Origin of the sequence: Sorangium sp. So ce295, from assembly GCF_051527405.1 — a bacterium.
Lineage (GTDB): Bacteria > Myxococcota_A > Polyangia > Polyangiales > Polyangiaceae > Sorangium > Sorangium cellulosum_B.
The window spans coordinates 13,074,053-13,087,745 of sequence record NZ_CP150324.1; the positions used below are offsets into that span (position 1 = coordinate 13,074,053).

General features: G+C 73.3%; 9 protein-coding genes. 5 read left to right on the plus strand and 4 right to left on the minus strand.

What is annotated here, in order from left to right; genetic code table 11:
* Positions 1-91: 91 nt before the first annotated feature.
* Both WMF11_RS49395 and WMF11_RS49400 read left to right on the plus strand, forming a co-directional pair.
* A complete protein-coding gene (locus WMF11_RS49395; protein ID WP_437975713.1) occupies positions 92-1,432 on the plus strand; it encodes a PAS domain-containing protein in 1,341 nt (446 codons plus the stop codon).
* Between the two features lie 33 nt (positions 1,433-1,465).
* A complete protein-coding gene (locus WMF11_RS49400; RefSeq protein ID WP_437975714.1) occupies positions 1,466-2,722 on the plus strand; it encodes a phosphatase domain-containing protein in 1,257 nt (418 codons plus the stop codon).
* On the opposite strand, the gene WMF11_RS49405 is transcribed toward WMF11_RS49400, so the two are convergent.
* Both WMF11_RS49405 and WMF11_RS49410 read right to left on the minus strand, forming a co-directional pair.
* The gene (locus WMF11_RS49405) at positions 2,719-3,891 is read right to left on the minus strand and encodes an aminotransferase class V-fold PLP-dependent enzyme (RefSeq protein ID WP_437975715.1); all 1,173 of its coding nucleotides are present in this window, start codon (positions 3,889-3,891) and stop codon (positions 2,719-2,721) included. The genes WMF11_RS49400 and WMF11_RS49405 overlap by 4 nt on opposite strands.
* Before the next feature lie 100 nt (positions 3,892-3,991).
* Entirely contained in the window at positions 3,992-4,738 is a 747-nt protein-coding gene (locus WMF11_RS49410; RefSeq protein ID WP_437975716.1) for a helix-turn-helix domain-containing protein, read from the minus strand.
* Positions 4,739-4,780: 42 nt separating this feature from the next.
* On the opposite strand from WMF11_RS49410, the gene WMF11_RS49415 reads away from it, so the two are divergent.
* Positions 4,781-6,052, plus strand: coding sequence for a cytochrome P450 (locus WMF11_RS49415; RefSeq protein ID WP_437975717.1), 1,272 nt, complete (start codon positions 4,781-4,783; stop codon positions 6,050-6,052).
* Here WMF11_RS49415 and WMF11_RS49420 read toward each other — a convergent pair.
* Positions 5,974-7,170 carry a hypothetical protein gene (locus tag WMF11_RS49420; RefSeq protein ID WP_437975718.1) on the minus strand — a complete coding sequence of 399 codons (1,197 nt, stop codon included), beginning with the start codon at positions 7,168-7,170 and terminating at the stop codon, positions 5,974-5,976. The genes WMF11_RS49415 and WMF11_RS49420 overlap by 79 nt on opposite strands.
* Positions 7,171-7,649: 479 nt before the next feature.
* Here WMF11_RS49420 and WMF11_RS49425 point away from each other — a divergent pair, with 479 nt between their 5' ends.
* On the plus strand, positions 7,650-8,387 hold the full coding sequence (locus tag WMF11_RS49425) for a hypothetical protein (protein ID WP_437975719.1): 738 nt from the start codon (positions 7,650-7,652) through the stop codon (positions 8,385-8,387).
* 16 nt (positions 8,388-8,403) lie between these two features.
* Here the strand turns inward: WMF11_RS49425 and hisC are convergent, their stop codons facing one another.
* Positions 8,404-9,486 (minus strand): histidinol-phosphate transaminase, encoded by a 1,083-nt coding sequence (hisC, locus tag WMF11_RS49430; RefSeq protein ID WP_437975720.1) that lies wholly within the window; start codon positions 9,484-9,486, stop codon positions 8,404-8,406.
* A gap of 130 nt (positions 9,487-9,616) precedes the next feature.
* Here hisC and WMF11_RS49435 point away from each other — a divergent pair, with 130 nt between their 5' ends.
* Positions 9,617-13,558: a protein kinase domain-containing protein gene (locus WMF11_RS49435; protein WP_437975721.1), complete on the plus strand. Its 3,942-nt coding sequence runs from the start codon at positions 9,617-9,619 to the stop codon at positions 13,556-13,558.
* Positions 13,559-13,693 lie beyond the last annotated feature (135 nt).

Sequence of the window (13,693 nt, forward strand, 5' to 3'; positions counted from 1 at the left end):
CGTGTGCCGGCGTACGGATCTCGCGTACGTCTTCGGGGATGTCGACCTTGCCACCCCGGGCGCGCTCCGGATACAGTCCGGCACCTAGCGAATGGCAGATGAGGGATTAGGGGAGATCGGGCGGCTCAGGGCAGAGATCGCGGCGCTGCACGCGCGCGTCGAGGAGCTGGAGAGCGCGCTGGCGGAGCGGTCGAGCGGCGGCGCGGCCGAGGGAGCAGCGCAGCCCGATGCGGTGAGCGCGGACGCTCACGCCGCCTTCGGCGCGCTCGCGTGGCTGCTCACACCGGCGCCGGCGCTGATCCACTGGCGTCCCGATGGCACGGTGACGCGCTGGAGCGATGGCGCCGAACGGGTCCTCGGCTGGAGCGAGGGCGAGGCCGTCGGCCGCAGGCTCTCCGAGCTCGTGGGCGCAGATCCCGTGTCCCCGGACGCGGTGCGTGCGCTCCTGCTCGACTGGGCGGAGAACCGGTTCGCCTCGGCCACGAGCGAGGGCAGGACGAAAGAGGGGCAGGCGCGCCTCTTCCGGTGGACCCACGCGGTGCTGCGCGACGACCGCGGCGGCGCGCGTGAGATCGCGGCGATCGTCGAGGACGCCGGCGACCCGACGTGGAGCGAGCACGTGCTGCTCGGGCGGCTTCGGCTGCTCCTTCAGCTGCTGGATCACTCGCGCAATTCCATCTTCGTCAAGGACACAGACGGGCGCTACGTCTTCGTCAACCGATCTCACGCGGAGGTCCTCCAGAGGCACGTCTGCGAGATCATCGGCAAGGATGAAGCCGAGTTGAGCCCCCTGGCCGCCGAGGCCATCGATCAGGTCGTGGCGAAAGAGCACGAGGTGATGTCCGGGGGAAAGGCGATGCAGTACGAAGAGGTGCTGCTGCTCGGCGACACGAGCATTCATTTCTCCACCGTCAAGTTCCCGATCCTCGACGGGCGTGGGGAGCCGGTCGGCCTCGGCGGCGTCGTCACCAACACCACCTCGCTGAGGCACGCGGAGGCCGAGCGGGCCGCGCTGCAGGAGAAGATCATCGTCGCCCAGCAGGCGGCCCTCCGGGAGCTGTCCACGCCGCTCATCCCGATCGCCGACCGGGTGGTGGCGATGCCGCTCGTAGGGACGATCGACAGCGCGCGCGCGGCGCAGATCATGGAGACGCTGCTGTCCGGCATCAGCAGTCAGAGCGCACACACCGCGATCCTGGACGTCACCGGCGTGCGCGCGGTCGACGCGCACGTCGCCGACGCGCTGACGCGGACCGCGCGCGCCGCCCAGCTGCTCGGCACGCGCGTCGTGCTCACCGGCGTGCGCTCGGAGGTGGCGCAGACGCTGGTCACCCTCGGCGTGGATCTGTCCGGTATCACCACGCTGGGCACCCTGCAAAGCGGCATCGCGCATGCCCTCCGCCACCCGCAGAACCAGCGGCCAGCGGGTTGAGTCCGTCTGAATCGGTTACGTTGTCAGGACCCCATGACGATCGACACCTCTCCCGACGCGCCCATCCCGTCGGTGCTGTCGAAGCTCGACGAGATCCGGCAGCGCATGGCCTCCCACACCGATCGCGATGACGAGCGGCGGGTCCTGGAGATCCTCGCGGGCTCGACCGGCGTCGAGCTCGACCAGCTGCTCCTCCAGCTCGATCTGCCCGCCCTGCTCGGAGACATCGACGATCGCCTCATCGGCCCCGACAACCGCACGGCGCTGCTCGATCTCCTGACCGCCGAGCGCCTCGGCGACCTCGGGATCCCGGCCCGCGCGGCGCTCGTCTCGGCGCTGCAGCGCGGCCGGACGGGTAGCCGCGACGAGCAGGCGCTGCGCCGCATCTGGCTCGGCACGCGCGGCGCGGACGTCACGCGGCTCAAGAACGCGTTCGACGGCCGCGGCGGCTACCGCGACCTTCACCAGCTCTTCTACCACGATATCGACGACGACTCCCTGCGCGAGGAGATCCTCGCGCACTTCGCCGGAGAGGCGGTCTCGGCGTCTGGCTCCCTTTCGGGTTCAGGTGCAGTCTCGGTACGCGAGGTGAAGATCCTGTCCGATATCGACGATACGTTCTATGCGAACTGGAAGGACGCCCGGTACCCGAAGAAGACCGTCTATCCCGGCGTCCTGCAGTTCTATGCGGAGCTCGACCGCGGCCCTGGCCCCGTGCCCGGGCGGGCGGGCGATCTGACCTTCGTCACCGCCCGCCCGGGCGACCGCCTCGGCCTCGTGGAGGACGCGACGATCAAGGCGCTCGCCGAGCGCGGTCAGCTCACCGCGACCGTGCTCGCGGGCTCGTTCACCCGCCTCATCGGCAACCGCACGATCGCGGAGAAGAAGCTCGAGAACTTCCTCGAGTACCGGCGGCTGTACCCGGAGTACGATTTCGTCTTCGTCGGTGACAGCGGGCAGGGCGATATCCACTTTGGCCAGCGCATGCTCGAGGTCGCGCCGGAGGCGGTGAAGGCGGTCTTCATTCACGACGTGGTCGCCACGCCCGATCTCGCGCGGAGGGAGCTCGCGGCCTCCGGCGTTCACCTGTTCGATACCTACATCGGCGCCGCGCTCACGGCCCTCGAGCGCGGCCTGCTCGGCCCCGAGGGCGCGGCGCGCGTGGCCGAGGCCGCCATGGCGGCGTTCGCCGCGATCCCGTTCCCGTCGCAGGCGGACCGGGAGGCGCGCCGCCTCGAGATGGCGCGCGACGTCGAACGCCTGAACGAGGCGCTCCCTCCGTCGCTCTAGGCCGCGGCGAGCGCGGCGACGAAGCGGTCGATCTCGGATTCGTCGTTGTAATAATGGACCGAGGCGCGCACGAGATCGGGAATCCCGCGATCCTCGAAATCGAGCAGCGTCCCGGCGGAGGTCGACACGCTGACATGGATCGCCTGAGCGCCGAGCCGCTCCTTGATGGCCGTGGCGTCCTCGCCGGCCCGGGTGAAGGTCACGATGCCGCAGCGCTGCGCGCCGAGGTCGCGCACGGTGACCCCGGGGAGCTCGGAGAGCCGCGCGCGCAGGCGCTCGGCCAGCGCACCTACCCGGTCGCGGATCGCCGGCAGGCCCAGCCGGAGCGCATACTCCGCGGCCGCGCCGAGCCCGAGCCGGCCGGCGACGTAGCTCTCCCAGTTCTCGAACCGCCGGGCGTCGGGCCGCAGCTCGTAGCGGTCCGGCGCCGTCCAGCGCGCCGCGTGGAGATCGAGGAACGGCGGCTCCAGCCGGTCGAGCAGCGCGCGCCGGACATAGAGAAAGCCGGTGCCGCGCGGCCCGCGCAGGTACTTGCGCCCGGTCGCCGACAGGAGATCGCAGCCGATGGCCTCGACGTCGATCGGCAGCTGGCCCACCGACTGGCAAGCATCGAGCAGGAAGGGCACGCCCGCCGACCGGGCGCGGCGGCCGATCTCCTCCGCCGGGTTGACGAGCCCGCCGTTCGTGGGGACGTGGGTGATGGCGATCAGCTTGACCCGCTCGTCGAGCAGGCGATCGAGCGCGGGCAGCGACACCGCGCCGCGCTCGTCGCTGGGGACAGGGACGATCTCGGCGCCGGTGCGCCGCGCGACCTGCAGGAACGCGATGTAGTTCGAGGCGTACTCGGTCCGCGCGGTCAGGATGCGATCGCCAGGGCCGAAGCGGAGCGAGTAGAACGCCATGTCCCAGGCGCGCGTGGCGTTCTCGACGAGCGCGATCTCGCCGGGCGCCGCGCCGATCAGCCGGGCGATCGCGCCGTAGACCGCCTCGAGCCGCTCGCCCGCCTCCGCCTCGGCCTCGTAGCCGCCGACGGTCGCCTCGCGGCGCAGGTGCTCGACCACCGTGTCGACCACCACGGCCGGAGGCAGCGAGGAACCCGCGTTGTTGAAGTGAAGGACGCTGGCGCAGGCCGGGGTGTCGCGGCGCAGCGCGGCGATATCCATCGTCATGACGTCGTCTCCTCGAGAGGCCGATACGCTGCCGGCTGGGCAGCTCCACGTCAATCGCGGCGGCCGCCGGCGGCAGCTCGCCGGCGCGGCGCGGTGAGGGCTACTTCATGAGCCCGCCGCGCAGCTCGCTCGGGGAATAGCCGAGCATGCGGCGGCAGGTCCGCGAGAAGTGCGCCAGATCGGCGAACCCCGCGGCGTGGGCGGCGCCCGTCGCGTCGAGGTGCGCGAACGCCAGGAGCGCCGCGAGCAGCCGGCGCCAGAGCTGGAAGGTGCGGATCGGCAGCCCCACGTCGCGCACGAACAGCGCCTGCAGGTGCGCCTCGGAGACCCCGGCGCGCGAGACCGCGAGGCGCCGGTCCGCCGCCGGGTGGCGCAGCGCCTCGAGGACGCGGGCGACCCGCCCATCCAGGGAGGCGCGCGGCGACTCCCTCGCGAGCCAGGACGCGACCTCGCGCGCGAGGCCGCCGAGCACGTCGGGGCGCGACAGGGACGCGCGGTGCGCCGCCACGGCGCCTTCGAGGCGCGAGAGGAGCCGGCCTTCGAGCGGACAGGGGCCGCCGCGCAGGCGAGCGTAACCCGCCACGTGCGGCATCGCCTCGGGGTCGTACAGGAACCCGAGCGTCGGCCCGGGGCTCGCGGCGGCGTGCCACAGGTCGGGGGGCACAACGACGGCGCGCCCGCGCACGACCGCGCCGCCCGGCTCGGTCACGGTCACCTCGCGCTCGATCCCCACCAGGATCGCCGCGCCGTGCTCGGCGTGGAGGGTCGACCCCATCGCCGTCGAGGCGCGCACCGCGAACGCGTCCGCGAGCACGGCGCTGATCCGGGATTCGTTCAAGCGGCCCACGTCGCCTGATCCTACCTTGGCCACCGCTGGAGGTGGTGAGCGATGAACCTGTTCTCGGAAGAGATGCGCCGAAACCCTTACCCCGTGTACGACCAGCTCCGGAGCCGGACTCCCGTGCTCCACTACCCGCCGTCCGACTCGTGGCTGATCTTCGATCACGACGGCGTGAAGCGGGCGCTCCACGATCACGACGCGTTCAGCTCGGTCGTGTCGCCGCCGGGCAGCAGGCCCGCCGAGTGGCTCATCTTCTCGGACCCTCCGCGCCACACCAAGCTGCGCGCCCTCATCACACGGGCCTTCACCCCGCGCGCCGTCGCGGGGCTCGAGCCGCGCATCCGCCGGCTGTCGCGCGAGCTCCTGGACCGGACGATCGAGAGCGGCCAGATGGACGTCGCCGAGGACTACGCGGTCCCGCTCCCCCTCCTGGTGATCGCCGAGATGCTCGGCGCCCCGACGGCGGACCAGCCGCGGTTCAAGCGCTGGAGCGACGCGATCCTGGACCTCAGCACCACCGTCTCCGGCAGCGAGGAGGCGGCCCGGGCGCTCGACGAGTTCACCGCGGTCACGGCCGAGATGCAGGCCTACCTGAGAGGCCTCATCGAGCAGCGGCGGGCGGCGCCGGAGGATGATCTCCTGACCAGGCTCGTCGAGGCCGAGGTGGACGGAGAGCGGCTGAACGAGGACGAGATCCTGGGCTTCTTCCAGCTCCTCCTCGTGGCCGGCCACGAGACGACAACGAACCTGATCGGCAATGCGATGCTGTGTTTCCTCGAGAACCCGGACGAGCTCGCCCGCCTCCGGGCCGAGCCCGATCTGCTGCCCTCCGCGATCGAGGAGGTCCTGCGTTACCGCTCGCCGGTCCAGGCGATGTTCCGCGTGACGAGGCGCGATGTCCCGATGCACGGCCAGGTGATCCCGGCCGGCAAGGCGGTGCTGGCGATGATCGGCTCAGCCAACCGAGATCCGCTGCAGTTTCGCGACCCTGACCGCTTCGACATCGCCCGCGATCCCAACCCGCACATCGCGTTCGGGCACGGCATTCATTTCTGTATCGGGGCGCCGCTCTCGCGTCTCGAAGCCAGGGTAGCGCTGGCGGATCTCGTCGCGCGGCTCGGCGGCCTCGAGCTCGCGAGCGACGCGCCGTGGGAGCCGCGACGGGCGATCCACGTGCACGGCCCGACCCGCCTGCCGATCCGCTTCGCGCCTGGGCCGCGTCTCGGCGGCGCCCCGGGCCGTCAGGGCACCCGCAGCGAGGCGGCGATGTCGAGCAGCGGCGCGAGCGCCTTGTCGTCCGCGGCGCCGGCGAAGAGGTGAACCATCAGGCCCTTGATCTTCGGGTGCGGCAGGATCGCCTCCGCCATGACGCGCGTGGGGCTCATGGGCCAGACTTGCCAGCTCATCGCCTTTCCGAACACCTTGCCTGGCCTGCGCGCGGGGGTCACCTTCGCCTCGTTCTGGTTGTACTGGAACGACGGGTGGTCACCGACATAGATGCCTATCGCGGACTGCGGCGCGCCCAGCTCCGCGGGCAATCGCACGCGGTGCACCGTGAAGTCCGGGCCGCGCTGCAGGGCGGTGCTCGCGCCTGCCGGGACCTTCACGAGGAAGCTGTCCTCGCTGCCCTGTCCCTTGAGGGGGCGCTCTCCTCCGCCCGCGTCGATGCGCCGCGGTCCCGCGCTCACCGTGGCGGCGATCGCGCGCGCGAAGGCCGTGCAGCGGGGCAGCTCGCCGGGCGCCTCCGGCAGATCACCCGCGCCGGCCGCGAGCGCGCTGCAGCCCGCCGCGTCCTTCGCGGCCGGAGGATTCACGTAGAAGGCGAGCCTCTGAACGAAGCCGTCCGGGTGCAGGACGTACAGGCCGAGCACCGGGATCGCGACGCTGCCGCGATTCGTGCTTCCAGGGAACACGGCCCAGGCCCTGAGCTGCTCGTCGGACAGGCGGAGCGGCTCTGCCGTGGCGCTGCCCCCGGGGAAGTCCGCGGCCATCGCGGCGCGCACGCCGCCCTCGGGATCCTTGCCGCCAAGCGCGAAGAGCTCGGAGGCCATCATCACGAAGCGCTCGTCGCCGGCGTCGAGCACCACGCGGGTCTCCTCTTCGTCCGGCTCCGCCGCGGCCATGATCGAGCGCGCCCGCGCCTCGATCCGCGCCCCCTCGGGCAGCCGCACCGCGAGGCGACCCGAGAGCAGCGAGGTGGCCGGCCGCTTGTCCAGGAAATCGGGCGAGGGCGCCGCGGGCCCGGGCGAGGCCTGGGTCGGCGCGGTGGGCGCCTCGCCCTGCGCCGCGGGCGCGGGCGCCTCGCCCTGCGCTGTGGCCGGCGCCTTGGCCGGCGCGCCGCCGCTGCCGGAGCACGCGGCGCAGGCGAGGAGGGCTCCGCAGGCAAGCGCGAGCGCGGAGGGAAGGCGGGAGAGGCGGGCTCGACGAACGCGGCGCATGGAGCGCGACCGTAAAGCACCGTTTGCCAGCGGGCAATCGCGCTCGCGGCCGCGTGGCACGAGGCGCTGAGGGCGGCGCGCCGCGAGCGTCTCGTTGCATGGATGGCTCGGTCGCGTGCTCCGCTGGCGTGTCTGATGGCTCCTGATGCCTGCGGGACTGATGCCCGCCTGCCTCACCGTCCTGCAGTGCTGTCCGGCGAGGCCAGCGGACGCGCCGCGATCGGCCGTCAGGTTCGCGGCGGCGCCGCGCCGACGGGCCTGTCCGGGCCGGGCTGGCGCGTCGTGCGTGGCGCACGGCCGGAGATGAGGGGAGGACCGCGGCGTCATCGCCGCTGCTCGCACCGGTGGCACCACCATTGCTGGATGGGATGGCGCTGATGGCGCCGGCGCCGACCGCATGAACGACGCCGACGGCGCCCAGCGGACCGCCGTCCCGCGACCCAGGTGGGCGATCGGGATGGGCAGGCATGGAGGATTCGATGAAAGACCAGACCTCCGTCGAGGTTCTTGTTCCACGTGAGATGTCGCCGGATCAGAGGCAGCGCCTCATCGACGAGCTCTATGGCTTACGCCGCGTGATCTTCGAGGGCGCGCAGCGGGAGAAGAGCTTCGCCACCCACGTCATCGACGCTGGCGCGGAGCACGGCGCCGTCGTGGTCCAGAGGGGCGCTGGCGGCCAGATCACCGCCTATTTCGCGGCTCAGATCATCGATCCGGAGCCCTCCGGCGCGCAGATCGCGATCTTCCGCGGGGAGTCCGGGGCGCTCGGCGAGCACGTCGGCGACGATGACGTCCTCCGCCACGTCCTTCTGCGCCTGATCCGGTACATGCTCGCCCACCCGGGTCGACCCGTGTTTTGCCTGTGCTCGGTGGCTCACCCGTCGAGCTATGCGCTGTTCTCGCGCTTCGTTGACATCGCGCGCACGAGCCCGCCGGAGGGCGCGGACGAGCTCATGTCCAGGCTCGCCTCCTCGTTCGACCCGGAGGCGAACGATCGCGGTGGCCCGTTCGTCTTCGAGGTCGGGCAGACGGCGGCCGAGCCGGCGGGCGACTGCGACTTCCTGCACGTCCACGAGAACCCGTCGCTGCGCTATTTTCTCTCGGCGCGCCCCGGAGCTGCGGAGGAGCGCGAGCTCATCGCGCTCGTGCCGCTGCGCCTCGGCGGCATGCTGCGCGCTGCAGTGGGCTGCGCGCCGCCGGAGGCGAGGCGCTGGTAGCGCGCCGCTCGCCGGGTCAGGCCAGCACTTCGGACAGGCTGTCGAGGAATCGCTGGTTCTCGCGCTCGGTGCCGATGGTCACCCGAAGGCTGGTCGGCAGGTTGCCGAAGGGCCGCACGATGACGCCCTTCCGGAGCAAGGCGTCGTACACGGCGCGCGCCGGCCGCCCGACGTCCACGAGCACGAAGTTCGCCTGGCTCGGCGCCACCGACAGCCCGAGCCCCGTGAGCTCGCGCGTGAGCCGGTCGCGCTCGCGGAGGTTCAGCGCGCGGCTCTTCTCGACGTGCTCGGCGTCGTCGAGCGCCGCGACGGCGGCCGCCTGCGCCAGCGCGCTCACGTTGAACGGCGCGCGCACCCGGTTCAGGTAGTCGATGAGCTGAACCGGGCCGACGGCGTAGCCGACGCGGAAGCCCGCCAGGCCGTAGATCTTCGAGAAGGTGCGGAGCACGAGCAGCCGCTCGCGGAGCCCGCGGAGGCGCAGGGAGTCCGGGAAGTCCGGCGCGTCCGTGTACTGGATGTACGCCTCGTCCATGACCACGATCACCTCGGGCGGGAGCTCCCTGAGCAGGCGCTCGACCGCGGCGCGGCCCACGTGCGTGCCCGTCGGGTTGTTCGGGTTCGCGATGAACAGGAGCCGCGTCTTCGGCGTGACGGCCGCGGCCATGGCCTCGAGGTCGTGCCGCTGGTCGCGCAGCGGCACGGCCGTGAACGGGACGCCGTAGGCGAGCGCGGCGAGCTTGTAGACGACGAAGGCCGGGTCGGCGAACACGATGTGCGACCCGGGCGTCGCGAAGGCGTGCACGATCAGGTCGAGCAGCTCGTTCGAGCCGTTTCCCTGGACGATCTCGCCCATCGTGACGCCGTGGACCGCCGCGAGCCGCTCGCGCAGCCGGTAGGCCGCCCCGTCCGGGTAGAGGTGCACGCTCTCGAGCGCCCGGCGCGCCGCCTCGAGGGCGCGCGGGCTCGGGCCGAGCGGGTTCTCGTTCGAGGCGAGCTTCACGGCGTCCGTCACGCCGAGCTCGCGCGCGAGCTCATCGAGCGGCTTGCCCGTCTCGTACGGCGAAAGCAGCTCGACGGAGGGCAGAACTAGCGCAGACATAGCGCGCACCCTATCACACCTTCGCCGTGGGGCGTGAGCCGGCTCGCCGGCGCCCTGCCGCGGGTTCGTCGCCGGGGTTTGCCGGGATCTGGCCTCTCCCACGGGGCTCCGTGTGATACTCGCCGTCCCGATGAAACCCGGGGACATCGTCGCCGACCGCTTCTTGATCGAGCGCCTCGCCGGGTCGGGCGGGATGGGCTCCGTCTACCGCGCCCTCGACCGGCACACGGGCGAGACGGCGGCGCTCAAGGTCATGTCGGGCCGCGGCCTCGAGCACGGCGAGCGCTTCGCGCGCGAGGCGCAGGTGCTCGCCGAGCTGCGGCACCCCGGCATCGTCCGGTACATCGCGCAGGGCGCCACGGAGAGCGGCGAGCCCTGGCTCGCGCTCGAGTGGCTCGAGGGCGAGAGCCTCGGCGACCGGCTGCGCCGGCGCGGGCTCACCATCGCCGAGAGCGTCACGCTCGGCCTCCGGGTCGCCGAGGCGCTCGCCGAGGCGCACCGCCACAACGTCGTCCACCGCGACCTCAAGCCGAGCAACCTGTACCTCGTCGACAAGTCGGTCGAGCAGGCCAAGCTCCTCGACTTCGGCATCGCCCGCCTCACGTCGCTGGCTCCGCTCACGATGACGGGCGTCGTGATGGGCACGCCGTTCTACATGGCGCCGGAGCAGGCGCGCGGCGAGCGCGACGTCGGGACCCAGGCCGACGTGTTCGCGCTCGGCTGCGTCCTGTTCCACTGCCTCACCGGGCGCCCGCCGTTCGTCGGCGACGACATCCACACAGCCCTCCTCCGCGTCGTGCTCGACGAGGCGCCGCGCCTCCGCGACCTGCGCGCCGACATCCCCGAGAACGTCGACATCGCGGTGGCGCGCATGCTCGCCAAGGCCCCGGCGGACCGGCCCGCGAACGGCGCCGCCGTGGCCCTCGAGCTGCTCCGCGTCGGCGAGATCAAGAGCACCCCCCCCGCGCCCGCGAGCCGGCGCGCGAGCGCGCTCACGACCGGCGAGCGGCGCACGCTGTGCCTGATGCTCGCGCGCGTGGGCGCGCCGGAGGTCCCCTCGTGGCAGGGGCCCACCATGCCGATGACGCTCCCGATGACGATGCCCCTCGCGCGCACCGTCCCGGAGGACGAGGTGAAGCGCGTGGCGTCGCGCTTCGGCGGGGCGCTCCAGACGCTCGCGGACGGGCTCCTGCTCATCACGCTCGAGGGGCGCGGCCTCATCACGGACCAGGCCGCGCGCGCGGCGCGGTGCGCGCTCGAGGTGCGGGATCTCCTGCCCGGCGTGCAGATGGCCCTGGTCGCCGGCCGCGGCTCCGCCGACGACCAGCTCCCGATGGGGCCCACCATCGACCGCGCCGTGCGCCTGCTCGACCGCGCCGACGGCGGGTCGATCCGCCTCGACGAGGTGATGGCCGGCCTGCTCGACGCCCGCTTCGAGGTCGGCGGCGACGCGACAGGCCTCGTGCTGCGCGCCGAGCGCGACCTCGTCGAGGCCGCGCGGACGCTGCTCGGGCGCACGACGCCGTTCGTGGGGCGCGACCACGAGCTCGCCATCCTCGACGCCGTGCTCGACGAGTGCCTCTCCGAGCCGACGGCGCGCGCGGTGCTCATCACGGCGCCCGCGGGGCTCGGCAAGAGCCGGCTGCGCTACGAGTTTCTGCGCCGCGTCGAGGAGCGCAAGGAGCGGGTGCAGGTCTGGCTCGGCCACGCCGACCCGATGAGCGCCGGCTCGCCCTTCGGGATGCTGCGCCAGATGCTCCGCCGCGAGGCCGGGCTCTCGGGCGGCGAGCCGCAGGAGGTCCGCGAGCAGCGCCTCCGCGCCCGCGTGGGCCGGTACGTGAGCGGCGCCGACCTCGACCGCGTGACCGAGTTCCTCGGCGAGGTGGCGCGGATCCGCTTCTCCGACGAGGGCCGGGTGGAGCTGCGCGCCGCGCGGAGCGACCCGATGCTCATGGGCGACCAGATCCGCCGCGCCTTCGAGGACTTCGTGCTCGCCGAGTGCCGGGCCGAGCCGGTGCTCCTCGTGCTCGAGGACCTCCAGTGGGGCGACGTGCCCACGGTGAAGCTCATCGACGCGGCCCTCGCGCTCCGCGACCAGCCGCTCATGGTGCTCGCGCTGGCGCGGCCGGAGGTGGAGACCGTCTTCCCGAAGGTGTGGGTCTCGCGCGGCGTCCAGGAGCTCCGGCTGCGCGAGATCGGGCGGCGGGGGAGCGAGCGGCTCGTGCGCGAGGTGCTCGGCGACGCCGTGACGCCCGACCTCTGCGCGCGCCTGTGCGAGCGGGCCGGGGGCAACGCGTTCTACCTGGAAGAGCTCATCCGCGCCGCCGCCTCGGGCCGGACCGAGGCGCTCCCCGAGACGGTGCTGTCGATGGTGCAGGCCCGCCTCGAGTCGCTCGACGGCGAGGCGCGGCGGGTGCTCCGGGCCGCGAGCGTGTTCGGCCAGAAGTTCTGGCGCGGGGGGCTGATGGCGCTGCTCGGCGGCGAGCGCCGCGCCCCCCAGGTGGACGGGTGGCTCGCGGTGCTCGTCGATCGCGAGCTCATCGCGCGGCGGGGCGAGGGCAAGTTCCGGAGCGAGCACGAGTACGCGTTCCGGCACGCGCTCGTGCGCGAGGCGGCGTACGCGACGCTCACGGACGAGGATCGCGCGCTCGGCCACCTGCTCGCCGGCGAGTGGCTGGACGCGGCCGGCGAGCGCGACGCGGCGCTGCTGGCGGACCACTTCGAGCGCGGCGGCGACGCGGAGCGCGCGGTCGTCTGGTTCCGGCGCGCGGCGGAGCAGGCGCTCGGGGCGAACGACTTCCGCGCCGCGATCCAGCGGGCCGAGCAGGGGGCCGCGAGCGCCGACGTGGACGGGGAGTTCTTCGCGGCGCTGCGCCTCGTCCAGGCCGAGGCGCACAAGTGGCTCGGCGAGGCCTCCCAGGCCGAGCGGTGCGCCGTCATGGCGATGCGGGGCTTCCCCCGGAAGAGCGCGCTCTGGTACGCCGCGGCCGGGGAGGCCGCGTCGATGCGCGTGCGCCTCGGCATGGGCGACCGGCTCGCGGATCTCGTCGAGGAGCTCCGGGGGGCCGGCCCGGGCAGCGGGGACCGCGGCTCGTGGGTCGACGTCGCGGAGGCGACCGGCGCCTCCGTGAGCGCGCTGGCGCGCATCGCCGGGTCGCTCCTGCACGGGGGCCAGTACGCCGCGGCGGAGGAGATCGTGCAGGAGCTCTCCCGGGTGGCGATGCCGCTCGCCGAGCGCGACGCGGCGGTGGCCGCGCGCATCCACGCGCTCCGGGCGTCGCGGGCGCTCTGCTACGGCGACCCTGCGGCGTCGCTCGCGTGCACGGAGCAGAGCATCCCCGCCTACCTCCAGACAGGCGACCTCAGGAACGCGTGCCTGAGCCGCGTGAACGCGGCGCACTGCCTGCTCCAGCTCGGCGTGTACGGCCGCGCCGAGGCCGAGCTGCGCGACGCGCTCGCGGAGGCGGGGCGGCTCGGGCTCTACAACGTGGCCGCGTTCGCCAAGCAGAACCAGGGCCTGCTCTGGATCCAGCAGGGCGATCTCGGCGCGGCGCGCGCGGCCACGGCCGAGGCGATCGACGCCTTCGTGGCGCAGGCGAACCGGCGGCAGGAGGCGCGCTCGCGGGCGTACCTCGCCGCGATCCTGACGCGGCTCGGCGACCTCGGCGCGGCGGACAACGAGGCGGGCGCGGCCGTGGCGATGCTGGCGCACGTGCCGACGCTCCAGGCGCACGCGCTCTCGGTGCGCGCGCGGGTGCTGCTCGAGCAGGGCCGGGCAGAAGAGGCGCTCGAGGCGGCCCGGCGCGGGCTCGGGCTGCTCGTGTCGGTCGGCGGGACGGAGGAGGGCGAGGCGCAGATCCGGCTCGTGTATGCCGAGTCGCTCCGCGCCTGCGGCCACCACGAGGCGGCGCGCGAGGCGATCACGGTGGCGATGCAGCGGCTCGTCGCGCGGGCGCAATGGATCCAGGACCCGGCGCGGCGGCAGAGCTTTTGCCAGGCCGTGCCGGAGAACGCCAAGACGTTCGCGCTGGCGGCGCTCTGGCAGCAAGAAGCGGAGCCGACGCTGCAGTGAGGCGCCGAGTCGCGGCCGCGCTGCGGACGGAAGAGCTCATGTGTGCTGGCTCGCCCGGCTGCGCCGGAGGGCGAGGGGGATGCGCAGCGCGCGTGTCATCGCGGCGCGGTGAGCGGATCGAGCTGAGCCGCGCCG

What these genes read in the sequence shown, in the direction of transcription:
- WMF11_RS49395 (WP_437975713.1), top strand. Translation starts at nt 92, where the DNA reads ATGGCAGATGAGGGATTAGGGGAGATCGGGCGGCTCAGGGCAGAGATC.
- WMF11_RS49400 (WP_437975714.1), top strand. Translation starts at nt 1,466, where the DNA reads ATGACGATCGACACCTCTCCCGACGCGCCCATCCCGTCGGTGCTGTCG.
- WMF11_RS49405 (WP_437975715.1), bottom strand. Translation starts at nt 3,891, where the DNA reads ATGACGATGGATATCGCCGCGCTGCGCCGCGACACCCCGGCCTGCGCC.
- WMF11_RS49415 (WP_437975717.1), top strand. Translation starts at nt 4,781, where the DNA reads ATGAACCTGTTCTCGGAAGAGATGCGCCGAAACCCTTACCCCGTGTAC.
- WMF11_RS49420 (WP_437975718.1), bottom strand. Translation starts at nt 7,170, where the DNA reads ATGCGCCGCGTTCGTCGAGCCCGCCTCTCCCGCCTTCCCTCCGCGCTC.
- WMF11_RS49425 (WP_437975719.1), top strand. Translation starts at nt 7,650, where the DNA reads ATGAAAGACCAGACCTCCGTCGAGGTTCTTGTTCCACGTGAGATGTCG.
- hisC (WP_437975720.1), bottom strand. Translation starts at nt 9,486, where the DNA reads ATGTCTGCGCTAGTTCTGCCCTCCGTCGAGCTGCTTTCGCCGTACGAG.
- WMF11_RS49435 (WP_437975721.1), top strand. Translation starts at nt 9,617, where the DNA reads ATGAAACCCGGGGACATCGTCGCCGACCGCTTCTTGATCGAGCGCCTC.